This window comes from Novosphingobium olei, from assembly GCF_012927405.1.
Lineage (GTDB): Bacteria > Pseudomonadota > Alphaproteobacteria > Sphingomonadales > Sphingomonadaceae > Novosphingobium > Novosphingobium olei.
Genome location: NZ_JABBGM010000014.1, coordinates 78782 through 102718 on the forward strand (window position 1 = coordinate 78782; position 23937 = coordinate 102718).

At 64.4% G+C, this 23937-nt stretch carries 16 protein-coding genes; 10 read left to right on the forward strand and 6 right to left on the reverse strand.

Features of this window, described 5'->3' with window-relative positions:
* Positions 1-137: 137 nt before the first annotated feature.
* Both HHL27_RS19910 and HHL27_RS19915 read left to right on the forward strand, forming a co-directional pair.
* A complete protein-coding gene (locus HHL27_RS19910; protein WP_240960098.1) occupies positions 138-362 on the forward strand; it encodes a YodC family protein in 225 nt (74 codons plus the stop codon).
* Between the two features lie 3 nt (positions 363-365).
* Complete coding sequence (locus tag HHL27_RS19915) at positions 366-3368, forward strand: DEAD/DEAH box helicase (RefSeq protein WP_169495145.1); 3003 nt, start codon at positions 366-368, stop codon at positions 3366-3368.
* A gap of 735 nt (positions 3369-4103) precedes the next feature.
* Here the strand turns inward: HHL27_RS19915 and HHL27_RS19920 are convergent.
* From HHL27_RS19920 to HHL27_RS19940, 5 genes are all read right to left on the reverse strand, one after another.
* On the reverse strand, positions 4104-4994 hold the full coding sequence (locus HHL27_RS19920) for a hypothetical protein (RefSeq protein WP_206069737.1): 891 nt from the start codon (positions 4992-4994) through the stop codon (positions 4104-4106).
* Between the two features lie 450 nt (positions 4995-5444).
* Positions 5445-7151, reverse strand: coding sequence for a hypothetical protein (locus HHL27_RS19925; RefSeq protein ID WP_169495147.1), 1707 nt, complete (start codon positions 7149-7151; stop codon positions 5445-5447).
* Between the two features lie 3 nt (positions 7152-7154).
* The gene (locus HHL27_RS19930; protein WP_169495148.1) at positions 7155-7850 is read right to left on the reverse strand and encodes a hypothetical protein; all 696 of its coding nucleotides are present in this window, start codon (positions 7848-7850) and stop codon (positions 7155-7157) included.
* 570 nt (positions 7851-8420) lie between these two features.
* Positions 8421-8969, reverse strand: coding sequence for a hypothetical protein (locus HHL27_RS19935; protein WP_169495149.1), 549 nt, complete (start codon positions 8967-8969; stop codon positions 8421-8423).
* Between the two features lie 59 nt (positions 8970-9028).
* Positions 9029-9541 carry a helix-turn-helix domain-containing protein gene (locus HHL27_RS19940; protein WP_169495150.1) on the reverse strand — a complete coding sequence of 171 codons (513 nt, stop codon included), beginning with the start codon at positions 9539-9541 and terminating at the stop codon, positions 9029-9031.
* Positions 9542-10404: 863 nt separating this feature from the next.
* Here HHL27_RS19940 and HHL27_RS19945 point away from each other — a divergent pair.
* Together HHL27_RS19945 and HHL27_RS19950 are read left to right on the forward strand one after the other, a co-directional pair.
* Positions 10405-10983 carry an ANTAR domain-containing response regulator gene (locus tag HHL27_RS19945; RefSeq protein WP_169495151.1) on the forward strand — a complete coding sequence of 193 codons (579 nt, stop codon included), beginning with the start codon at positions 10405-10407 and terminating at the stop codon, positions 10981-10983.
* Positions 10983-12191, forward strand: a complete 1209-nt coding sequence (locus HHL27_RS19950) for a CmpA/NrtA family ABC transporter substrate-binding protein (RefSeq protein WP_169495152.1) — start codon at positions 10983-10985, stop codon at positions 12189-12191. The genes HHL27_RS19945 and HHL27_RS19950 overlap by 1 nt, the downstream gene beginning before the upstream one ends.
* Positions 12192-12426: 235 nt before the next feature.
* Here HHL27_RS19950 and HHL27_RS19955 read toward each other — a convergent pair whose 3' ends face one another.
* Positions 12427-14118, reverse strand: coding sequence for a bifunctional protein-serine/threonine kinase/phosphatase (locus tag HHL27_RS19955; protein WP_169495153.1), 1692 nt, complete (start codon positions 14116-14118; stop codon positions 12427-12429).
* A 91-nt stretch (positions 14119-14209) separates the two neighbouring features.
* Between HHL27_RS19955 and HHL27_RS19960 the strand changes: the two genes are divergently transcribed.
* From HHL27_RS19960 to cobA, 6 genes are all read left to right on the forward strand, one after another.
* Positions 14210-15466, forward strand: coding sequence for a nitrate/nitrite transporter (locus tag HHL27_RS19960; RefSeq protein ID WP_169495154.1), 1257 nt, complete (start codon positions 14210-14212; stop codon positions 15464-15466).
* A gap of 69 nt (positions 15467-15535) precedes the next feature.
* Positions 15536-16798: an alginate export family protein gene (locus tag HHL27_RS19965; RefSeq protein WP_169495155.1), complete on the forward strand. Its 1263-nt coding sequence runs from the start codon at positions 15536-15538 to the stop codon at positions 16796-16798.
* Between the two features lie 271 nt (positions 16799-17069).
* Entirely contained in the window at positions 17070-19589 is a 2520-nt protein-coding gene (gene nirB / locus HHL27_RS19970; protein ID WP_338114969.1) for a nitrite reductase large subunit NirB, read from the forward strand.
* Positions 19589-19930: a nitrite reductase small subunit NirD gene (gene nirD, locus HHL27_RS19975; RefSeq protein WP_169495167.1), complete on the forward strand. Its 342-nt coding sequence runs from the start codon at positions 19589-19591 to the stop codon at positions 19928-19930. The genes nirB and nirD overlap by 1 nt, the downstream gene beginning before the upstream one ends.
* Positions 19927-22446 carry a molybdopterin-dependent oxidoreductase gene (locus HHL27_RS19980; protein WP_169495156.1) on the forward strand — a complete coding sequence of 840 codons (2520 nt, stop codon included), beginning with the start codon at positions 19927-19929 and terminating at the stop codon, positions 22444-22446. Before nirD ends, HHL27_RS19980 begins: the two co-directional genes overlap by 4 nt.
* Positions 22443-23216 carry a uroporphyrinogen-III C-methyltransferase gene (gene cobA / locus HHL27_RS19985; RefSeq protein ID WP_338114970.1) on the forward strand — a complete coding sequence of 258 codons (774 nt, stop codon included), beginning with the start codon at positions 22443-22445 and terminating at the stop codon, positions 23214-23216. Before HHL27_RS19980 ends, cobA begins: the two co-directional genes overlap by 4 nt.
* The last annotated feature ends 721 nt before the right edge of the window (positions 23217-23937 follow it).

Sequence of the window (23937 nt, forward strand, 5' to 3'; positions counted from 1 at the left end):
GCGGCGGCAGTGTTCGAAGCGTAGCTTGAATCGTAGCAAAGACATAATGTCGAGGTCAGATGGACCGTCCGTCTCGCAAGATGTAACAAAACAACTTACCTTTCCAATAGATGAGGTTCACGCAGATGGGGGAGAGTATGGATTTTGCGCCGGGGGACACGGTCCAACTGAAATCTGGCGGCCCGATCATGACCGTTGAGCAAATCGGCGAGCATTGGTCGGTGGAGGGCATTGCGATTTGGTGCGTCTGGTTTGAAAAGGTCGGCAACAAGCAGGTCGCCTCGCGAGAGACGTTCGCTGCCATCGCGCTCGAGAAAGCAGACCGATCTGATTTTGCGTCGTTCCAGGTGACACGAGGCTGAGTAATGATACGGGGGGCGTTCATCGGAATTGATCGGCATGCGGATTCCTTCATCGGCGATCTGACAGGAGCCGCGCGTGACGCGACCGCTTTGTGGGCGGTGTTGTCGGACAGCATCGCCAACTTGGACGCGCCCCTCGTCACGGACGATGAGGCGACACTGGCTGCGATGCGCGATGTTCTCGACGCGACGCTCGGCGCTGCGGATGAAGACGATGTAGTGATCCTCGGGTTCGCCGGACACGGCACGCAGGACCACCGTCTGGTTATGCATGACACGAATGTAGCCGATCTGCTGAGCACTACCTTGGGCATGGATGAGTTGGCTCAGCGTTTTCGGGAGACCAGAGCGCGTGCGGTCATCCTCTTGCTGGATTGCTGCTTTAGCGGCGGTGCTCCGGCGCGCGTAATCGAGGCGGGCCTGGTTCCCCGTGACGCTGTAGCTTTCCCGCTCGGCGAGGTGGCAGGTAACGGACGTATTTTGTTCGCGGCATCCTCGGCCGATCAAGAGGCGCTTGAGGATCCCCAGTCGCGTCACGGCCTCTTCACCAAGGCCGTCATTGACGTTTTTCTAGAGGCACACGCACCTCTCGGGGTGCTCGAGCTTGTCGATCGAGTTACTCGCCTCGTCACTGCCAATGCCCGTCGATTTGGCTATGTTCAGTCCCCGACTATGTTCGGCCAGACCGAAGGCGGTCTTGTCCTGCCACCCGGCCAGATCGGCGCCCGCTATCGCGAAGCCTTTCCGGAACGCGTCAATGTTAAGACAACAGGCGACATTCGCGAATTGGCAGCGGCAGGTATTCCGCAAGAAGCTATCGACGCATGGCATGAGCGCTTTCCTCAAGGGCTCAACGAACTTCAGATCGAAGCGGTCAACGAAAAGGGGGTGTTGGACGGCAATTCGCTTATGGTCGTGGCACCCACCAGCGCAGGAAAGACCTTCATTGGTGAGCTGGCCGCTCTCAAAGCCATCGCGGATGGCCGTAAGGCCATATTTCTTTTGCCGTACAAGGCCCTCGTCAACGAGAAGTTCGAGGACTTCTCGGCTCACTATGGCGATCGACTGGGGCTCCGGATCGCCCGATGCTCCGGCGACTGGCAGGATCAGGTCGGCACTGTCCTCCGAGGTAAATACGACATCGCATTCTTTACCTACGAAAAGTTCCTGGGCATGTCGGTCGCCTCCCCGCACATGCTCAATCAGATCGGGCTGGCGGTGCTCGATGAGGCGCAGTTCATCACTGAGCCGGGTCGCGGCATGGTGGTCGAACTGTTGCTTACCAATCTCGTGAGTGCCCGTCAGCGCGGCGTCGCTCCGCAGCTCATCACATTGAGCGCGGTCATCGGGCACGCCAACCATTTTGACCGCTGGCTCGGTTGCGATCTTCTGCAAACTGATCATCGGCCGGTCCCGCTCGTGGAAGGCGTTCTTGATCGAACCGGCGCACTTACGCGCTTAGGGCCGGACGGCCCCGAAACGATTCAACTCCTCGATCGCTTTGCGATCCGCCAGCGCGGGCAAAAGCAATCCTCGCAGGACGTGATCGTGCCGCTCGTGCGCCATCTCATCGATGCCGGCGAGAAGGTCATCGTTTTCCGCAACGCGCGTGGTCCGGCGAGTGGTTGCGCAAACTATCTTGCTGCCGAACTAGGCCTGTCGGCAGCGCAAGACGTGATCGACGCACTTCCCGAAGGCGACCTTTCCCAAATGTCAGAGAGTCTTCGCCGATCGCTCGAGGGTGGCATTGCGTTTCACAACGGCGATCTCACCCGCGATGAGCGCGTCGCGGTCGAGCGCGGCTTTCGCCGGGCAGATGGCCAGATCAGGGCGCTCGTCGCAACCAGCACGGTTGCCGCGGGGGTGAACACGCCCGCATCCACCGTCATCATCGCCGAGACGGATTTCCCCGGGCGGGAGCGGCAGCCCTATACGGTTGCCCAATACAAGAACATGTCAGGCCGCGCCGGGCGCCTGGGGTTTGAGGCTGAGGGGAAGGCCATCCTGCTCGCCGATACTCCCATGGAGCGCAATCAGCTCTTCCGGCGATACGTACAGGGTCAGCCGGAAGTCATCCGGTCATCGTTCAATCAGAACGAGCCGGGTACGTGGGTGATCCGCTTGCTCACGCAGGTCAGAGATGTTCCGCGCGGAGCGGTAGTCGACCTGATCGCTAACACCTATGGTGGTTATCTCGCCGCCCTCCAAAATCCCGCATGGCGCGATCGCATGGTCCCTACGCTCGAACGGCTGTTGGATCGCATGATCGCGGATGGCCTGATCGAGGAAGACGACGACAATCTCCGTCTGACCATGCTTGGACGAGCCTGCGGCGAGTCGCCCCTCACACTTGAGTCGGCGATGCGCCTGGTTGAGCTGTTGCGTCGCGTTGATCCGGCTGACGCGACGCTAGAAGCCCTCCTTGTTCTCGTCGAATGTCTACCGGAGCGTGACGAGGATTACACACCGCAAATCCGCAATGGCGAGCCGCGCTGGCAGCAGGCTGCCCTTGGCCGCTTTGGACATGGCGTGGGCCGCGCATTGCAGCATCGTGCTGAAAGCGATGTCGCGTTCTATGCCCGATGCAAGCGCGCGCTCATCGTGAGTGACTGGATCTCTGGCGAGCCGACCAACGATATTGAGGTCCGGTACTCATCTAACGCCTTCGTCAGGGTCGGCCACGGCGACATTCGAGGCTACGCGGATGGTTCTCGCTTCCTGCTCGAGTCCGCGCTGCGCATAGCCGCGATCGTGCTGCAACAAGCCGAGGATCAGGATGCGGCCGCTATAATGCTCGCGCGGCTTGATCTTGGGCTTCCAGCCGAAGCGTTGCCTCTGAGCGCGCTAGGCTTTCCACTGACACGAGGGGAACTTCTTGCGCTCTTCAACGCCGGCTATTTGCATCGAGATGCCATTGCCGCCTTAACCGCCGATGCTTTGGCTGGAATCATCGGCCGGCGCGGACGTGCGCTGCATGAAGCACTGCAGCCCATAGGTGTTGGGTGATCTAGGCCGAACCGACGACTGAAGGCCAGACGGTCTACCGGTATGGTGGTCTCCCAACCGATCTCGGCTACCCGAGGCATATGAACGGGCGGCGGCTTTCGCGACACTCTGTCCAACCCCCAAATGTCGGCTATCGCGGCGTTAGGCGTCAACCGTCGTTGGGTCCGGTGGGCGGGCAGGGTTCTGCGGCGTGGGTTCGAAGAATTTGTAGACGCCCCAAGCACCCAGGCCCACCAGCATCGCGCCGCCCACAGCCCATCCGATTATTGGCATGGCTGCTGAAGCTGCGGCTGATCCAGCTATCGCCGACACGCCACCTACCATTCCCGTACCACCCGCTGCCAAGCTACCACCACCTGCGGCTGCAAGCGTAGCAGTGGTCGTTGCCGCCGTGGCGCCAGAAGCCAAAGCAGCTGCTGCTGCCGCTTCAGCTGCGACTGTAACAGTGGTCACACCGATGGTTGCCCCGATACCAGCACCAGCGGCCGCGCCAACGCCGGCAGCAGCAGCTTCGCCAATCTTGGAAATGGATTCACGCCCCATCAAATTTCCCCATCGATGAACTGCTATATTAGATTGACCGGCACGCTGATGACGAAACCGAAATTCTGAACTGCGACCATGAAAGCAGCGCCCTCGGTTTGCAAATGGTTGAGGCTGTGAAATTCGCTCCTGTTCGAGGTTCAAGAGGTGAACAGCCCCGGACTCGTCGGACGCTAAGCGGATACATCCGCATCAACGCGGAAGGCTGATGATGAAACGCCAGATCCGCTCATCAAGCAGATTTTCTGCACTGTCCGGATCTTCGCCCAACTCCAGCATTTCGATCAAATCTCGGTTTGAGAAAACTAAAATAAGCTTGCCGCTTTCACGCATCGCGCCCTGCGCAGCCCGCATACAACTGGCATTGCCGCCTTTGCGCGCGATCAGAAAACACACCGTACGCAAGGCGCCGGCAAAGAGGTAGCGCTCCGTCGAATAGATCTGATCAGCGGTAATCGGTTCGCGGTAATTTTTGCACTCGAAGAGTAATGCTCGCGTCCGGAAATCGGCACGGAGCGTGTCCCAGAACGGACGGCCAGACGCGATTCGGCAGATGAAGTCATATCGGTTTCCGCCATCGGTGGTCTCAGTCTGAGGTTCAAATCCAAAAAGGCTTGGATCAAACAGAAAGATGAAAACCTGCATACACAGATTCTCGTATTCCGTTGGAGAAAGAACCGACCCGTCGAGGTCATGCTCTCGCAATTGCTCTATTAGGTCCGCCCGCTTTTGGTCACGTTGCCAGTCCCGCTCAAAGCCTGAAATCCTGTCGTCGATGAACTCTGGCGCGTGCTCTGGCGGCGCCGACTGGTTAGCAGCAGCCTGTTCTAGAAGGGCATTAAGCGTGATGATGCTGACATTCTTTTGATGCCGTGCCCAGTTGGATGTTGCGGGCGACATTGCCCCCGCGATGACGATGACGGGCGTTCCAGCCCAAATGTCGGCACCCCGTAGAGTGGACAGGCGGAGGATATCATTGCGGAGTTGATCGACTGTCACGGAACCTTGGCCGCCAAGTACTTCGACGGGAATCTTCTTGACGCCTTGCTCGATCACGAGATCCACCCGCATCGGGCCGACCATGACCTCACGGTGGACTCTATATCCAAGGCGCAAATATGCTTCCACGACAAGGGCTTGGACATCCACCTCGGCGGCCGGCCTAGGCTCAGTTAACGATATGGTCCGAGATGATCCTCCCGGTGGAGGTAGCAATGTCATTATCCTCGCCCACCTGCGCTTTGCGTTTGATCGCTCCGGCACCCTCCACAAAGGGTTACCCAAGACTCCATGATGAAAGACCGCCATGGCAAAAGGAAGCTTGGACTCAAACTCAGCACACCGGATACCAGTCGGCAAACGACCATACCCGGCCGACTGGCTTAGCCACCGCAAGCGGCTGCTTCGGACACGATCGATGCCGACCGTTCAACGGCAAGTATGTCGCTGCGCTACAGCTATCTAGGCTCGGCCTTCATCACGATCGGGTTTAGAGCTTCCGGCCTATCTTTGACTACCCCGCCAGCGGTGGGGTCAGTAGTCGGCGTAATTCTGGCGGTCGGCGTAGCCCGCCCAGATCCCAGCGCTGTAGGAGGTAGAGCCATCGGGCCAGCCGCCCGTCTGCCACAGGATATCGAACGACTCGTGGAAGTGTTCGGCGAGCGGCCGATCGAGCCGCTGAACGGTGAAAGGATTCAATACGAGTTCTGGGATGCGCATAGCCCGGGCTCGGCCACGCGGCCGCATCAGGTAGACGTCCTCGATGCCGTCGAAGCCGAGGTGGATCAGGGCAGGCCCGTCCAATCCCAGATCGATGGCAATCGCTGCCATGCGTTCGGCGGAGGAGATGACCAGTCCTTCGAGCCGGCGGCCATCTACGGGAATATCTGGATCGTCATCGACGCGACGGCCGATGGACATCTGCAACTCGAGATAGCCGGGCCGGACTAGACGCATGCGCCAATCGGTCTCTTGATTGGTGCCTTCGGCAGAACGATGGCGCGGCCCGTAGCTCCACCATTGGCGACCGTCGCTGTCGGTCTCGACGCGAGCGTGGGGCGTCGGGGGAAAGCGTCCCTGAGCGCGTTGCACAACTGTGGTATCGAGCCGCCCGCCGTCGATCGCTGCGAACGGGATCAGCCGCATCGTCATGCGCGGCCGACTGACGATCTCCGGTAGGGCGCCACGCTGGGTGTCGAGGGCAAGCGCGTTGAGCACCTCGATCGCGCGGGCCGGCCGATCGTCGGGGGCTGCGGCGACAGCCCCTGCCGCCACTCGGACGCGGTCGCGTGCTGCCCGCTCAAAGGCGTCGATTGCATCAGCAAAGACGTTGCCGCGCCGGTTCAGCTCGATGACGGCCTGCAGGCTCTCGGGTTGCCGACCGTGAGCGGCATCCTGATCGGTCTTCGTCCAGACCATCCCAGGAATTCGGTCCATGTAGTGGACGCGCTCGAACACGAGCGCGCCCAGCTCTGAGCAGGCGGCGCGCACCGCCGCAAAAGCCGTTTGCAGGGGCTGGTCGTGAAACTCGAAAGCCGCGCCGACCCAGTCCTCGTTCATCTCGTACATTGGATTGAGATTGGTTTGCCGGAATGGCTCGCCGAAATTCTGCTGCCGTATGAACCGCTGAAACGGCATATCGAAGAGCTGCCTGACGCGCGCGAGGAGTTCGACGTCATGCGGATGCGGCTCAGCGGGCGCCGCGACGATGCGCGACTCCTGATCCGTGAGGATCGCGCGAAGAGCCTGGACGAAGGCTGCCGTCAAACCGTGACGCGCGGCGCGGTTAGTTTCGGCATCCGCGTCCGCTGGGCAATCGAACAGGATCGGGCGGCGCGCATGCCGCAGATCAAAGGGGAGCTCATGCTGGTCGGGATGTCCGAATGCAGTGTTCATCACGGCGATCACGCGGCGCCAGCTTAGGGCTTTCAGTGCATAGCCATGCTCGATGCAGACGTTCGGGTTCGGGCATCGCGAACCGTTGTCGCGTTGGGCGACGAAGGTCAGATCGGACAGAAATGCGGTCGACCGATCGATTTTGGCGAAGATGGTGTCGAGGATTGGGGGCGATCCCGGAACGTCGAGGGTATCCCGGTCGATCACCAGATCGCGGTCGGCGGGGTCGACCTCCGCATCTGCCTGGAGTCGACCGATCGCGCGTTCGAGCGCCCGCTCGATCAGGCTACGGCCCGCGGCATTCGGGACGTCGCTCTGCCATGAAAAGAATATGTGTTGTGGCATCGACTATCCTGCCTTGCGGAACCGACGGGCGCCCGCGGCTCCGCCGGGGATCATGTTGAGCCCGCGCGGATGCTTCGATGCTAGGCTATATTTTTCGACCATCGCCTCCTCCACCTCAAAGGCCTCGGCCTTGTTGAGGCCGGTCGCGCAGATGGCCGTGATGAGGGAGCGCAGTTTGGGGCGGTCGTCGATCACCCCGGTGCGTTCAGCGACCCTGGCCTCGATCAGTTCATTGAGCTTGCTCGCGAACAGGCGCTTCGATGCGGTCGCAACGGCAGCCCGGGTATGTTCGTGGAATCGGATGCTCCAGCCTCGTTTGGTGATGCCGTAGTAAACATAGTCTTCGCTGTCGCTCGTCCCCAATGCGTGGAGATAGAGCGTGTATGTGCCGGGGAGCGGCAGATTGCCCTTCAGGACCGCGCGCATCGGCAGCTCGACCCGCATTGGGATGTCGAGCACGGGCGAAACCATGCTGAGGAACACCGCGGGCGCGATCACGGCATCGCGCGTCTCATTGAGAATGGCAGCCATATGCACTGTCCCTCCCTCGGCGTTGGTCATCTCAGTGGTGTCGGCGATGATGCGGCCTGTTGGAAAGGCGGGGCATGGTCCTGCCTGTATGCCGCCGGACCGGATCCAGTCCTCGACCTGTGTGATATAGCCATTCTTCTTGTCGAAATGAATGAGCGTGTCGTCCAAGACCTCGGCCGAGCGTAGGGGATTGAAGGTCAGGCCTCGCGAGAGGTGCATCAGGGCTGTGGGATCAACGAACCGAAGCCGCCGTGATAGCTCATCTGCAGCGGGCCAGTCCGGTTTGAAGGCAGAGCTAGACATTGCGTCGCAGGATGATTCGTTTGGAACAGGCTGGTGGGGGCGGTTGGAATCGCATCCGAGAAGCCTATCTCATTGCGCGTCCGTGACCATCCAAAAGCCCAAAAGCGCACTGTCCACGAGGCACCAGTGACTGGAGAGCTCAAGCCAACAAACTTGGGAAAAATGGCGGAAAACTGCGGTGAGCGGTGATTTGAAAGGGGCAGAAGCGGCCGCTTCCCGGGAACGAATGAGTCAACTTTTAGTTGATTCTTCAGAGTTGCGGGACTATCTCGCTGCTCAGAGGCAACAGATCGGTTGAGGCTCCTCGGAGCCGACAGTGCTTCCCCGCCAGGGCAACCTGGTCCACGCGTGATGCGAGATAGGCGCAAGCCGAAGGGGCTACCGAGTTACACTAAAGGGCGTCCTAACGGGCGCCCTTTTTGATTCTGCGGCTCTCTATTTTCGGCGCAGGTTGCGGCCGTTGTCGAACCGCACCGGCTCGCCCAGGTAGATCTTTCGGGCGAGGATCGGAAAACGGATCTGTCCTCGACCGCGCGTAGCCGGGTTAGCCGCTTCGAGCGCATAGGCGCTCTCGACGAACAGCGCGAGATCATGACCTGCGCCGGCGGCTGCGCGCCGGAGATGAAAGAAAACACGATATTCTGCCGGCCCAAGAGCCGTCGAGAAATGGAGATAGTTCCGCTCCTGCGCGCTCTGCCAGACCTTGGCAGTTGGCAACGCGGCCAGCAAGGCCGGGAGGTTATGCGAAAGCGCGTACCGGTCGTCGTCAAAAGAACGACGATTTCCATGATGATCGAGGATCAGCCGCTCACCGGGCTCCTCGTCTTCGGCACATCCCACGGTATAGCAATGGTTGCTGTACCGAATGCCAATCGTCAGGTCCGCTGCGCGAAAATCGGTCTTACACCCGAACGTCGAGGCGTCCAGGTGCGCCAGATCGAAGGTCTGGTCGCCGAGGGTGAAGGGCAAGTGCTGAGCGGACATCGGAAACTACTCGGGGTCGGGATGCGGCTGAAGGAGATGGATCGGCGGCGTAGAGCGGATCAGGCTTTGGGCTTGGCACGCTTGCGTAGACCCGGCTTTTCCAAGGCCGCGCGGCGCCTTTTGGTGTCGGCGGCTTCCTCGAGAAGCTCTCCCGACAATGCCGCGACCCGCTTAACCAGACCAGACAGGTCGTAGGCATTGCTGGTCTTGCCGCGGCCCGGCGCCCGGCGTTCAAGCCGCTGCACGAGCCCTTCCTTTTCGAGGAGTGCGATATGCCGCTGCACCTGACGCGGGCTGAGCTTTACACGCGTCGCGATCGTCTCCTTCGACGGATAGGGATCGCGATCACGCTCCCACCAATGCTCGAGAAGTTGGAGGACGATCGCGAATTTGGGCGGATCGAGCTGCAGCCGGGCCGCGCCGCGCAGCAGCGTCGTCGGGATCATCGTGAACCCGACCTTGCCGGCCATCGGCCCCCATTTTTCCTCGAACCCGCGCGCACGTGCAGATTTGCCCAGCCCGCGCAACGGGATGACATTTGATTCGGGCGGCGTGTTGGTCGTGTTGGCCATGAAACCATTCCTTTCGAGCGTCTATCTGCGCTCGCTCACGAGGAGTTTCAAGATCATCCGACAGGACATTCGCGTCCTGTGCAACTAGACACTGATGACCATAGGAGGACTGGACGCTTGCGTCCTATGAAGTAAACCAACATTCCGGAGCAGATCCAAGCTTAAGCGCTTTCAGCGCACATGGAGTATAGGAAAGAGCGATCGGACACGGATGTCCGGTCGCAATGCCGAAATACTTTGGGCGGCACCAGCTTCGACAATCGTGCCCACCTACGGCCTTCTCTCGAGGACCGTGCGGATAGCAATCTGGACCTCTCGCCATTTTACACTATCCTGCCGAAGGCGCGATGAATAACGCGGCGAAGAATATGCCGTTCATATCGTTCGCAAATGGTGCAGGATTTGGCCACATTCCATCGCTTCAATGGTGCCACGTTTACAAGTTCCGTGTCGCCAAAGCGGGGGATGAGCCGGTAAGCGGCCAGTCTGCACCCCGCATAATCTCCAGCATTCTGCGGTGCTGGTCGGGCCAGCGCCGGATGTCGGCTTCTGGCCAGACCTGCCGTTCAACACGTCGCAACGGAACGGCAGAAATGTCCCAAGCCGCGCCATTTCACCGTGCCGTCCAACAAAGTGAATATATGACCGCTTCCGACGCCCCGATCTGGTGGCCTGAACGGCGGCTTTGGCGGCGTCAGCCGCCAACCAACGGTCGGCGATCTGCGGGGGCAGCATTCGACCATCGCCAGTCATCCATCCATGCAGGATGCGGGGTCTGTGTAGGCCAAAACCCCTCATTGCACAGCAAAACGTTTGTGGTGTGAGTGATTGCCAACCACTCGTGTTGCAGTCCAATAGGCGCCATGCGCATCGCGATCGTCGATGAAAGTGCCTCCCGCGCCGCCGTGATCGGTGAAGGACTGGTTGCGCTCGACGATTGCGAGCTGTTCGTTGTTACTGAACGTACGGCGCTCGTCGCGCGGATCGCCGAGATCGATCCTGACATCGTCCTCATGGACTTGGGCAATCCATCACGCGACGTGCTCGAAGAATACTTCGCGGTCAGCCGCGCACTTGCCCGGCCCATTGCAATGTTCGTCGACGAAAGTGACGACGAGGCGATCGCGGCATCGATCGATGCAGGCGTATCCTCCTACGTCGTCGACGGGCTCGCCCCCCATCGCATCCGCCCCATCCTTGACCTTGCCGTACGTCGCTTCAACGCATTTGCCCGCCTCCAGGCCGACCTTGCCGAAGCCAAGGGGCAGCTGGCCGAACGCGAAGCGATCGACAGGGCCAAGCGCATCCTGATGGACAGCCGCGGACTGACCGAACCGCAGGCCTATGCCGAACTGCGCAAGACGGCGATGAACCAGGGCCGGCGGATCGCCGAGATCGCGGAGGCGGTGGTCACCGCGCACGAGCTTATGGGAGGCGCCTGATGCCCGCTGAAATAACCATCGGGTTCCTGCCGCTGGTCGATGCCTGCCTGCCGATCCTTGCCCACGAGCATGGCTTTGCCGAGGCCGAGGGCCTGTCGCTGCGGCTGGTGCGCGACATGAGCTGGGCGACTGTGCTCGACCGCCTGCTCTATGGCCACAGCGATGCTGCACACATGGTCGCCCCGCTCGCCATCGCAGCGACGCTCGGGCGGGGCCGGCCAGCGCAGCCGCTGGCGGTGCCGTTCGTGCTTGGCCTAAACGGTAACGCCGTGACGATGCGGCCCGATCTCGCCCGGCGGCTGACCGCGCCGGGCCAGCTTGCCGATCCGGTTAAGGCAGGCGCGGCACTGCGACTGGTCGCGCAGGAGCGCATCGCGGCGGGCGACCGCTTGCGCTTCGGCGTCGTGCACCGCCATTCGAGCCACAACTACATGCTGCGCTACTGGCTCGCAGCCAGCGGCATCCGCCCCGACCAAGACGTCGAGATAACCACCGTGGCACCGCCGTTCTGCGCCGATGCGCTGGATGCCGGCGAAGTCGACGCGATCTGCGTGGGCGAACCGTGGAACAGCGTGGCGGTCGAACGCGGCGCTGGCGAAATCGTGATGGTCACCGCGCAGATCTGGCGGCGCGGGGTCGAGAAGGTCCTGGCGATGAAGGAGCGGCTGGTCGACGAACGCCGCAGCGACGTCGAGGCGATGGTCCGCGCACTGATCCGCGCCGCACTCCACTTCGTCGATCCGGCGAACTGGGACGCCAACGCCGCGATCCTCGCCCGGCCCGAATACCTCGACGGCAGCGCCGAGCTGATCCGCCGCGCGATCTCGGACCAGCTGATGCTGGCGAAGGGCGGCGCGATCGTGCCCTTCCCCGATTTCATGTTCCAGTACCGCGAGGCGGCGAACTTCCCGTGGGTCAGCCAGGCCGAGTGGCTCTACACCCAGATGGTGCGCTGGGAGCAGGGCGCGATCGTGCCCGACGAAGCGCGCAAGGCGGCCCGCGTGTTCCGTCCCGATGTCTACCGCAGCGCACTGGTCGGCAGCGCGGAACCGCTTCCGGGGGCGAGTTCCAAGGTCGAAGGCAGCCTTGCCGGGACCACCGTCGTCGGCACGCAGCAGGGGCGCATGACTCTGGAAAGCAACCGTTTCTTCGATGGCGGAGTGTTTGATCCGGCCGATCTTGCGGGATACCTCGCCACCCTGCCCTGATGCCGATCTGATGCTGCATCGCAAAAAGCGCTTTACCTCGCCGGTGCGAATCGCTTAGCCTTGGGATGCACGATGGCCGTGTCCCGACGATGGGGCGCACCGCAGGCCGGTCGTGCACAGCATCAACAACGCGTGGCAACGTCGCCGCCCGATCTGGCCCTTCCGGCCAAGTCGAGGCGGCTTTTTTGCGTTGCGCGTCAGCAGGAGCCAACCCGGCGTGGGCATCGAAGTGCGATCAGCGCAGCAGCAGCGACGCGGCAAGGGCAGCCGCCAGCAGCGCGCTGGTGCCCTTCCAGAACAGCGCCGGATCGCGTTCGATCAGCGGCCGGCGACGCGCGGCGGCAAAGCCCAGCGCCCCACCGCTTTCGAGCGCTCGGAGCAGCTCCACCACGTCGCCGAAGCGATCTTCGCGCCTTGGGGCGATGGCCGCGAGGATCGCGGCGTCGAGCCAGCTTGGGATCTCGGGCCGGTAGCGCGAAGGCGCCGGCGCGATGCCGAAGCGCGGGCGCTGGAACGCTTCCTGCTCGCCATAGGGCCACTTGCCGGTGAACCAGCGGTAGAGTGTGACGCCCAGTGCGAACTGGTCGGTCAGCGCATCGCCTGCGTTGCCCTCGAACTGTTCGGGCGCCATGAACCCCGGCGTTCCGGGGATCTCGTCGGGATGGAAGTCCTCGACCCGCGGCAGTCGCGCCACCCCGAGGTCGATCAGCTTCACCCCGCCCTCGCCGGTCAGCATGACGTTTTCGGGCTTCACGTCGCGATGGACGACTTCGAGCCTGTGCAGCGCGGCAAGTCCGCGCACCAGCCCGATCGCCGCCTGCCGCGCCTCTTCGAGCGGCGGATGTCCGCGCCCCAGGCGCGCCTCCATGCTTTCCCCGACCAGCAGCGGCAGCACGGAATAGAGCCCGCTCTGCCGTTCGGGCCGCACCGGCCTCGCCGCCAGCACGAAGGGGCTCGCCACCCGGCGGGAAAGCAGCAATTCGCGGGCGAAGGCCAGCCGCAGCGCGTGGTCGGACAGGATCTCGCGGCGGGGGAACTTGAGCACCACCTGCTCGCCGTCTTCCTCGTCCGTCGCGACGAGCAGCACGGCGTGGCGGCCTTCGCTCAAGGTCCGCTCGATGCGGAAGCTGTCGATCGTGTCGCCAACACCCGGCGGCGCGACGAACGGCAGCCCGGACACTTCGGCGAGGATGCCCTCGTGGTCGGGCGCGGGCAGGCGCACCACGTCGAGCACCAGCGCGGTCGCATTGTCGCGGCCTCCCGCGGCGAGCGCCGCTTCGACCAGTCGCTGCGCCGTGGCCTCGGCACTCGCGTTCTCGGCAAGGATCGCGGCGAGGCGGGGTGCCGACAGCACCGCGTGCACGCCGTCGGTGGTGAGCAGCAGGCGGTCGCGCTCGGCAATTTCCAGCGTAAGGTGATCAAGCCGCAGTTCGGCCTCGAGCCCCAGCGCGCGGATCAGCACGTGGTTGAGGTCGGGCTCGGGCCGCACGTGATCGGTGGTGAGGCAGGCAAGCCGTCCCGCCGCAAAGCGCCAGGCGCGGCTGTCGCCGACATGCGCGACGTGCGCCTGCCGTCCGCGCAGGGCCAGTGCCGTGAACGTCGTGCCGCTGTTGGCCATGCTCTCGCCCCGGCCCTGGGCGTGGAGCCAGCGGTTGTAGGCGCCCATGGCCTGCCGGATCGCGCGCGCCGGCCCCAGCGTTTCGGGCAGCGCGTAGAAGCCATCGACCAGCGCGCGCACCGCAAGCTCTGCGGCGGCGCGGCCCTGCCTGCCGCCGCTGACGCCGTCGGCAACCGCCGCGACGATGCCGTGGCGGGCGCGCTCAGTCGCGCTGCCGAGGTGCACGCCACCGAAGTCCTGGTTGTCGGCTCGCGGTCCGGTCGCACTGAAAAAGCCAGCCGCAACAACCAGTTCCCCGCAGTTCCGCATACTCGTTTCAGCCCCTTGCGCCCGGGCACGTCGCCCGCGTGCGTGAGGATCGTTCCAAGCCATCACTCGTCAAGTGCAGGGAGGACCACCTATGGCCACGTTCGCCATGCCATCCGCTAACCCCGCGCCCAAGGGCGCTACCACCAGCTTCTGGAAATCCGGCCACAGCCCGACGCTGCTTGCCGCGTTCCTCTATTTCGACATGGCCTTCATGGTCTGGGTCCTGCTCGGCCCGCTGGCGCCGATCATCTCGAAGGAGCTGGGGCTGGACCCGGCGCAAAAGGGCATGATGGTCGCCCTTCCGACGCTGGCTGGCGCAGTGATCCGCCTGATCAACGGCCTGCTGGTCGACCGCATCGGCCCCAAGCTTACCGGCACGATCAGCCAGATCGTTGTCATCGCCGGGCTGTTCGTTGCCTGGCACTTCGGCATTTCCAGCTATCAGGGCACGCTCGCGCTCGGCGTGATCCTCGGCTTTGCCGGGGCGAGCTTCGCCGTATCGCTCCCGCTCGCCAGCCGGTGGTATCCGCCCGAGCACCAAGGCAAGGCGATGGGCATCGCCGGCATGGGCAATTCGGGCACGGTGTTCGCCTCGCTGTTCGCCGCGCTGCTCGCCAAGGTCTATGGCTGGACCAATGTCTTCGGCTTCGCGCTGATCCCGCTGATCGCGGTCTTCGCCTTCTATCTGGTCGCCGCCAAGGACAGCCCCGACCAGCCCGCGCCCAAGCCGCTTTCGGCCTACGCCTCGGTGCTCAGGGAAGCCGACGCCTGGTGGTTCATGCTGTTCTACTTCGTGACCTTTGGCGGCTTCGTCGGCCTGTCCAGTTCACTGCCGACGTTCTACGCCGACAGCTTCGGTGTTACCCCGGTGATCGCCGGCTACTGCACCGCCGCCGCGGTGTTCATGGGCTCGCTGCTGCGCCCGATGGGCGGTGCGCTGGCCGACCGCTTCGGCGGCATCCGCACGCTCACCGTGGTCTATACCGTCGCCGCCGTGCTGCTCGGCGTGATCGCCATGGTCGCGACCAGCGGCCTTGCCATCGCGGTCGCGCTGTTCGTCGCGGTGATGGGCACGCTGGGCGTGGGCAACGGCGCGGTTTTCCAGCTGGTGCCGCAGCGCTTCCGCAAGGAGATCGGCGTGATGACCGGCCTCGTCGGCTTCGGCGGCGGCCTTGGCGGGTTCTACCTCGCCAGCTCGCTCGGCGCGATCAAGAAGGCCACCGGCAGCGCCTCGATCGGCTTCATGATCTTCGCCGCGCTGGCGATCGTGGCGCTGGCCGGGCTCACCGCCGTCAAGAGCCGCTGGCGGACGACCTGGGGCGCCGCCCTTGCGGGTGCCCGCATCTGATGTGCTGACGTCGGGCGACCGGGGTGGGCACGAAACCACCCCGGCCCCACCATGAGGGAATTTCCGGACATGAAGACTTTCACTCTCGGCGCGGCCGCGCTGGCGGCGCCGCTCGCTCTCGCGCAGCCCGCGCTCGCCGCCCCCAGGACCTTCGGAGACCCGGTGCCGGTCACCGACACGCTGACCTTCGACCCGATCGTCGATGCCCGCCTGCGATGGGAAAGCGTCGACACCCCGGCCAGGGACGCCGACGCCGTGACCCTGCGCCTGCGCAGCGGGTTCGAGCTTCGCCACGCCCCGTCGCACCTCTCGCTCCTTGCCGAAGCCGAAGGCACGCTCGAGATCGGCGACCACTTCAACGGCCTCGCCTTCGTGCCGGCCAAGGCGCGCCCCGCCTACGCCATCGTGCCGGACCCGGCCAACGTCGAGCTGAACCGCCTGCAGGTCCAGTACCGCACCAAGCAGCTGGGCCTGACCATCGGCCGCCAGCGCATCAACCTCGACGACCAGCGCTGGGTCGGTTCGGTCGCGTGGCGGCAGAACGAGCAGACCTTCGACGCGGTGCGCGGCGAAGCGACCTTGGGCCCGGTCATGGCCGACGTCACGTATGCCCGCGGCCAGCGCACGATCTACGGCCACGACGCCGGGCCACGAACCGCCTACGACGGCGACTTCTGGTTCCTCCAGGCCGGGGTCAGGCAGGGTCCGGTTACGGTCAAGGGCTTTGCCTACCTGCTCGACTACGATGCGAAGGAGCAGGTCGGCCCGCTCGCCGTCACCCTGGCGGACACGCAGACCTGGGGCCTGCGCGCCACCGCCGCGCTGCCGCTGGGCAAAAAGGCCAAGCTCAACCTAGTCGGAAGCTACGCGCGGCAGCAAGGGTGGAAGGACAACCCGGCGCACTTCCATGCCGACTACGTCAATGCCGAGGCCGCTCTTGCCGCGCATGGCTTCACCGCGACCGGGGGTTACGAAAAGCTCGGCTCGGACACGAGTTCGGGCAAGGCCATCGCGCTGCAGACGCCGATGGCCACGCTGCACAAGTTCAACGGCTGGGCCGACCTGTTCCTGACCACCCCCGCCGCCGGGCTGGAGGACGTCTACGCCGGGCTTGCCAAGGCATTCCCCAAGGCGAAGGGCCTGACACTCAACGTCACCTGGCACGATTTCCATTCGGATATCGGCCACGTCAAATACGGCGAGGAGTGGGACGCCAGCGTGGGGTTCAAGGTGCGCAAGGTCGCGCTGCTCGCCAAGTATGCCGGTTACAAGGCCAAGGGCTTCGGCGTGGACACCACCAAGTTCTGGCTCGAGGCGGACTACGCCTTCTGATCCTGCATGAAGCGGAAAGCGGTTCGCCACAAGACCGCTTTCCGCTTACACCGCACCACTTTCCATTGCTGCACTGCAAAATGCCGCTTGCGCTGACCGACCCGAATCGGTTAGCCTTTGTTTCGAAGGCACAAGCGCCACCCAACGAAGGGTGATCGAGCGCCGCCTGAACCATCAACATTGCGTGGCAACGTCGCCGCCCAGACCTCCCTTCACCGGGATGCGTTCGGGCGGCTTTTTCGTGTTCACGCATCTGCCAGAGGGAAATCCCGTGAACGCCCCGACGACAGTGCTCGAAAAGCATCCCCCCGCGACCGCCCCGGTCCGCGAACGCCTGGTGGTGATCGGCAACGGCATGGCCGGCTGCCGCGCGGTGGAGGAAATCCTCGCCCGCGATTGCGGCCGCTTCGACGTCACCATTTTCGGCGCCGAGCCCCGGGTGAACTACAACCGCATCATGCTCTCGCCCGTGCTGGCGGGCGAAAAGGCGTTCGAGGACATCGTCATCAACGGCGCCGACTGGTACGCCGACAACGCCATCACGCTCGTCTCGGGCGATCCGGTCGTCTCGATCGACCGCGAGACCCGCACCCTCACCACGCGATCGGGCCGGGTCGAGCCCTACGACCGCCTGCTCATCGCCACCGGGTCAGACCCGTTCATCATCCCGGTGCCCGGCCGCGATCTCGATGGCGTGGTCACCTTCCGCGATCTCGACGACGTCGACCGGATGCTGGCGGCAGCGGACAAGGGCGGTTCTGCCGTGGTCATCGGCGGCGGCCTGCTCGGTCTGGAAGCCGCGCACGGCCTTGCCTTGCGCGGCATGAAGGTCACGGTCGTCCACCTCATGCCCACGCTGATGGAGCGCCAGCTCGACGAAGCGGCGGGCTTCCTGCTCAAGAGCGAACTCGAACGGCGCGGCCAGACCATCGTCACCGGGGGCGACACCGCCGAGATCACCGGAGCGAACGGCCACGTCACCGGCGTCAAGCTCAAGGACGGGCGCACCTTCGACGCCGACATCGTCGTGATGGCGGTCGGCATCCGCCCCGCGACCGGCCTCGCCAGGGCAGCGGGCCTTGCCGTCGAGCGCGGCATCGTCGTCGACGACCACATGGTGACGAGCGACCCGGCGATCATGGCGGTGGGCGAATGCGTGCAGCACCGGGGCCAGTGCTATGGCCTCGTCGCGCCGCTGTGGGACATGTGCCGGGCGCTTGCCGACAATGCTTGCAGGGATGAGGGGGCTTGCGAGCAGCCCACCGGCTACGCGGGCTCGGTCACGTCTACCAAGCTCAAGGTCTCGGGCATCGACCTGTTCAGCGCGGGCGACTTCTCGGGCGGCGACGGGGCCGAGGACATCGTCATGCGCGATGCCTCGCGCGGGATCTACAAGCGCGTGGTGGTGCGAGACAACAAGCTCGTCGGCGCGGTGCTCTACGGCGATACCGCCGATGGCAGCTGGTACTTCGACCTGCTGAAGAAGGGCGAGGACATCTCCCCCATCCGCGAGGCGCTGATCTTCGGCCAGGCCTTCGCCAATGGAGGGCCCTCGCTGGACCCTAATGCCGCCGTTGCCGCCCTTTCGGACGATGCCGAAATCTGCGGTTGCAACGGCGTTTCCAAGGGCCAGGTCGTCGCCTCGATCAAGGGTGGCGCGTGCAGCCTCGATGCCGTCCGCTCCACCTGCAAGGCCTCGGCAAGCTGCGGTTCGTGCACCGGGCTCGTCGAAAGCCTGCTGGCGATCACGCTCGGCGACGAGGTCCAGTCGGGCCCGAAGACGCTGTGCAAGTGCACCAGCTTCGGCCACGACGACGTGCGCCGCCTGATCCTCGAAAAGGAGCTCAAGGCGATCCCGCAGGTCATGCAGGAACTGCACTGGAAAACGCCCGACGGCTGCGCCTCGTGCCGCCCGGCGCTCAACTACTACCTGCTCTGCGCCTGGCCGGGGCAAGTCGAGGACGACCAGAAGAGCCGCTTCGTCAACGAGCGGATGCACGCCAACATCCAGAAGGACGGCACCTATTCGGTGGTCCCGCGCATGTGGGGCGGCCTCACCAACCCGCGCGAGCTGCGCGCGATTGCCGACGTGGTCGAAAAGTACAACGCGCCGATGGTCAAGGTGACCGGCGGCCAGCGGCTCGACATCTTCGGCATCAAAAAAGAAGACCTGCCCGCCGTCTGGGCCGATCTCAACGCCGCCGGGATGGTCTCGGGCCACGCCTACGGCAAGTCGCTGCGCACGGTGAAGACTTGCGTCGGCAGCGAATGGTGCCGCTTCGGCACGCAGGATTCGACCGGGCTCGGCGTCAAGCTGGAGCGCATGACCTGGGGTTCGTGGATGCCCCACAAGTTCAAGATCGCCGTCTCGGGCTGCCCGCGCAACTGCGCCGAAGCGACAATCAAGGACTTCGGCGTGGTCTGCATCGACAGCGGTTACGAACTCCATGTCGGCGGCAACGGCGGGATCAAGGTGCGCGCCACTGACCTGCTGTGCAAGGTCGCGACCGAGGCCGAGGCGATGGACGTCTGCGCCGCCTTCATCCAGCTCTACCGTGAACAGGCGCACTACCTCGAACGCACCGCGCCGTGGATCGAGCGGGTCGGGCTCGATCATGTGAAGGCCGGGCTGTTCGACGATCACGATAGTGTCACGCGGCTGGCCGCGCGGTTCCGCCATTCGCAGCTGTTCTGCCAAGACGACCCTTGGGCGGCGCGCGCCGCGGGCGCGCATGCCGACCTCCACCAGCACCTTGCCGAGGTGCGCCCCCTTCAGATGGAGAACGCATGATGGTTGGCGATTGGCTCGATATCGGCCCGGTGGACCAGATCGCCCCCGGCACCGCCCGCACCCTGCCGGTCGTCGGCGGCGAGGAGATCGCGGTGTTCCGCACCCAGCACGGCGGCTTCCACGCGCTGGTCAACAAGTGCCCGCACAAGCAGGGCCCGCTCAGCCAGGGCATCGTCCACGGCGGCGTCGTCACCTGCCCGCTGCATAACTGGAACATCTCGCTCAAGACTGGCGAGGCGCAGGGCGAGGACAAAGGCTGCGTCCCCGTCATCCCGCTCAAGGTCGATGCCGGGCGCATCTACCTGCTGCGCGCCGCCGTGCTGGGCCAGCGCGCGGCGTGAGCGAAATCCGCACCACCTGCGCCTATTGCGGCGTCGGCTGCGGCATCCGCGCCGAAGTCACGGGGCCCCGGATGGTGACGATCCGGGGCGACGCGGCGCACCCCGCCAACTTCGGCCGGCTCTGTTCCAAGGGCACGCACCTAGGAGAGACGGTCGGCCTCGAAGGCCGCTTGCTTCATCCGATGATCGGCGAGAAGCGCGCCGACTGGGGCAGCGCGCTCGATCTCGTCGCCGAACGGATGCGCGCGACGATCGAGCGCCACGGCCCGGACAGCGTCGCGTTCTACGTCTCCGGCCAGTTGCTGACCGAGGACTACTACGCCGCCAATAAGCTGCTGAAAGGCTTCGTCGGCACCGCCAACATCGACACCAACAGCCGCCTGTGCATGGCGAGCGCGGTCGCCGCGCACAACCGCAGCTTCGGCGAAGACCTGGTCCCCTGCTCCTACACCGATCTCGAGGAGGCCGACCTCGTCCTCCTCGTCGGCTCGAACACCGCGTGGTGCCATCCGGTGATCTGGCAGCGGATCGAGGCGGCACGCGAGGCGCGCGGCACCCGGATCGTCGTGATCGACCCGCGCCGCACTGAAACCGCCGAGCAGGCCGACCTGCACATCGCCATCGCTCCCGACGGCGATACCGCGCTGTTCAACGCCCTGCTCCACGCGCTCGCCGAACGCGGGCTGGCGCAGGTCGAGGCATGGGACGGGCTCGCCTGCGATCCGGGTATTCCCGCCGCGCACTTTGCCGCGCTGGTCGATCTCGTCGCTGCGTCCCCGCGCATGGTCACGCTGTTCAGCATGGGCGCCAACCAGTCGACCGGCGGGACCGACAAGGGCAACGCGATCATCAACCTGCACCTTGCCACCGGCCGCATCGGCCAGCCCGGCGCCGGCCCCTTCAGCATGACCGGCCAGCCCAACGCGATGGGCGGGCGCGAGGTCGGCGGCCTCGCCAACACGCTCGCCTGCCACCTCGGCTTTTCGCAAGACGAACGCGAAGACGTCGCCGCCTTCTGGAAGACCAACCGGCTCTGCACCGCCCCCGGCCTCAAGGCGGTGGACCTGTTCCGCGCGATCGATGCAGGCAAGGTCCGCTTCCTCTGGGTCATGGCCACCAACCCCGCCGTGTCGATGCCCGATGCCGGCTTCGTGCGGGCGGCTCTCGCCAAGGTCGAAACGCTGATCGTTTCCGAAGTGATCGCCGATACCGACACGGCTCGCCTCGCCCACATCCGCCTGCCCGCGCTCGGCTGGGGCGAGAAGGACGGCACCGTGACCAATTCCGAACGCCGCGTCAGCCGCCAGCGCGCGCTGTTCGCACCCCCGGGCGAGGCGCGCGCCGACTGGGCGATCATCGCCGATGTCGCCCGCCGGCTCGGTCACGGCGCGGCCTTCGACTGGAACTGCAGCGCCGAGGTCTTTCGCGAATATGCAGCGATGACCGCGCTAGCCGCGCGACACGGCAAGCGGCTCGACCTTTCGGCTCACGCCACCCTGTCGGACCAGCAATACGACGCGCTCGAACCCTTCCAGTGGGGCAGCGCACAGGCCTTGCCGACCGATGCGAAGATCGTGCCCGTAAGGCCGGCGCAGGCGCGCTTCGACCCCGCCTTCCCGCTGCGGCTCAACACCGGGCGCTATCGCGACCAATGGCACACGATGACCCGCACGGGCTTGAGCCCAAGGCTTTCGCAGCACCGGCGCGAGCCGCTGCTCGAAGTCCATCCCGAAGACGCCACGGTAACAGGCCTCGCCGAGGGCGCGCTGGCGCGCGTCGTCACGCCGCAGGGCAGCGCCGTGTTCCGCGTCGCGCTCGACCCCGGCCAGCGCCGTGGCGAAATCTTCGTGCCGATGCACTGGACCGACGCCATGGCCGGCGAGGGTCGCAGCAACCGCCTCGTCGCCCCGGAGGTTGACCCCGTGTCCGGCCAGCCCGGCTTCAAAAACAGCGCCGCGCGGATCGAACCGGTCACGGTCGACTGGCGCGGCTTCCTCGTCTCGGCGCAAGCGAGCCGCCCGCAAGGCCTCGCCTACTGGGTCGCCTCGCGCCTGACGCAGGGCTGGCTGACCGAACTTGCCGGGCAAGGCAGCGTCGACGTCGACGCGCTGCTCCCCGAAGGTGAGCGGATCGAAGTGGCCGACGCCACGCGCGGCATGCGCCGCGTGGTCGTGCTCGCGCCAGACGGAACCGTTGCCGCCGCGCTCTACGTCACCCGCCGTGGCACGCTTCCCCCGCGCGAATGGATCGCCACGCAAGTCGGCCTCGGGCAAGCGGCACCGGCGGAACTCCTTGCCGCTCGCCCCGCCTCGCCCGCGCCCGATCCCGGCCCGATCGTCTGCGTCTGCCACGGCATTGGTGCGCGCAATATCGAGACGGCAGCGCGCGGTGGCGCGTGCACGGTCGCTGCCATCGGCGCGGCCACGGCAGCGGGCACAAATTGCGGTTCATGCCGCCCGGCGATCGCCCGGCTGCTCGCAACGATCACCCCATCATCCGAGGAGAAGGCGGCGTGAACGACGATTTCCCGCAAGGCAGCGTATGGCTGGTCGGCGCAGGACCGGGCGATCCCGAACTGCTCACCCGCAAGGCCGAGCGCCTGATCGCCCGCGCCGAAACGATCTTCCACGATGCACTGGTCGGCGAAGGCGTGCTCGGGCTTGCTCCACCCACGGCGCAGTTGGTGTATGTTGGCAAGCGGGCCGGACGCCACTCGAAGGACCAGAAAACCATCGACCGCCTCATCGTCGAAGCTGCGCTGCGCGGCGAACGCGTCGTCCGTTTGAAGGGCGGCGATCCGGCAATCTTCGGCCGCGCCACTGAAGAGCTTGAGGCGTGCCGCGCGGCGGGCATTGCCGTCTCAATCTGTCCAGGCATCACCGCGGCCAGCGCCGCCGCTGCCTCGCTCGGCGCCTCGCTCACTCTGCGTGGTCTGGCTCGCAAGCTTACGTTTGTCACCGCCCACGCCCGGGCCGGCGAAACTCTCGATCTCGACTGGAGTTCACTCGCAGATCCACAGGCAACGGTGGCCGTCTATATGGGCAAGGCTGCCGCGGAGGCAGTCTCGCGCGGGCTGCTCCGCGCTGGCTTGCCGGGTGAAACGCCGGTCGCGCTGGTGCAAAACGCCAGCCTTCCGATCGAGCAGCGTTTTCATACTCGGCTCGACCTGCTGCCCCTGGCCGCGCGAACGGCACTAGGTGACGGACCAGCGTTGCTGCTCATCGGCCAAGCTCTGGAGAGAACGTCGCGGTGCGCCGAGGCGGCACGAAGGACACTCGAAGCATGAAAAGATTGCTCGGACGGTTAATTCGACATCTCGATGTTGCAACGTGCCTTCGATGTGGTGCAAATATTCCAAAAAAATTCGCAGTGGGTTGCCCGTTCTGTTCTTGGACACCCTTAGAAACTGTCGAAAGCAAGCCTCTTAACTTTTAATCGGATTCTTCCTTCATGCTCGGCTCAAGCCATCAAAAAGCGCCAGCGTTTGCAGTCTGGAAGTATGAAAGAGTCGCTACACCACTGATCGAATATTCAGTTTCGGTTTATCCGGAGGTTGGAAGCATTGGTAATCAATGGCTGCTTTGTCCCAGCCCCAGTCTTTCTCGCATTACCCTCTCACGATGAATGAACGACGGGTTTTGACGGGGCCATTCAGCCGCTGGAACGGCAGGCATGTTGGCGCCTTTTGCCACCAATTAGGAACGGCAATGCCCGACCAATCAGTGCGGTTTTTATGCAGCGCAATTAATCTGGGTTCGCGCCAAGAGCCGCCCTTCGCGCGCCTCGCCATGACGATTGCTCTCGCCTGCAAGACATTCACTCGCCCCATTCCCGAGATCGCCGAAATGCTGAGACATCCGCACACAAGCCAGCGCGCACGGCCTTAGGTGTTTGATCCCACGGTTTGATGGTGCGATCCTTTCGTTGGAATGGAAGGAAGCCGTATGGGACAGATACGTCATGGGTGCGCCACGACCACGCACGCCGTCCGAGCAGCAATACAGCGA

Excerpts from the sequence above, each read along its gene's own strand:
- HHL27_RS19910 (WP_240960098.1), top strand. The coding sequence starts at position 138 with ATGGATTTTGCGCCGGGGGACACGGTCCAACTGAAATCTGGCGGCCCG.
- HHL27_RS19915 (WP_169495145.1), top strand. The coding sequence starts at position 366 with ATGATACGGGGGGCGTTCATCGGAATTGATCGGCATGCGGATTCCTTC.
- HHL27_RS19920 (WP_206069737.1), bottom strand. The coding sequence starts at position 4,994 with ATGGTCGGCCCGATGCGGGTGGATCTCGTGATCGAGCAAGGCGTCAAG.
- HHL27_RS19925 (WP_169495147.1), bottom strand. The coding sequence starts at position 7,151 with ATGCCACAACACATATTCTTTTCATGGCAGAGCGACGTCCCGAATGCC.
- HHL27_RS19935 (WP_169495149.1), bottom strand. The coding sequence starts at position 8,969 with ATGTCCGCTCAGCACTTGCCCTTCACCCTCGGCGACCAGACCTTCGAT.
- HHL27_RS19940 (WP_169495150.1), bottom strand. The coding sequence starts at position 9,541 with ATGGCCAACACGACCAACACGCCGCCCGAATCAAATGTCATCCCGTTG.
- HHL27_RS19945 (WP_169495151.1), top strand. The coding sequence starts at position 10,405 with ATGCGCATCGCGATCGTCGATGAAAGTGCCTCCCGCGCCGCCGTGATC.
- HHL27_RS19950 (WP_169495152.1), top strand. The coding sequence starts at position 10,983 with ATGCCCGCTGAAATAACCATCGGGTTCCTGCCGCTGGTCGATGCCTGC.
- HHL27_RS19955 (WP_169495153.1), bottom strand. The coding sequence starts at position 14,118 with ATGCGGAACTGCGGGGAACTGGTTGTTGCGGCTGGCTTTTTCAGTGCG.
- HHL27_RS19960 (WP_169495154.1), top strand. The coding sequence starts at position 14,210 with ATGGCCACGTTCGCCATGCCATCCGCTAACCCCGCGCCCAAGGGCGCT.
- HHL27_RS19965 (WP_169495155.1), top strand. The coding sequence starts at position 15,536 with ATGAAGACTTTCACTCTCGGCGCGGCCGCGCTGGCGGCGCCGCTCGCT.
- nirD (WP_169495167.1), top strand. The coding sequence starts at position 19,589 with ATGGTTGGCGATTGGCTCGATATCGGCCCGGTGGACCAGATCGCCCCC.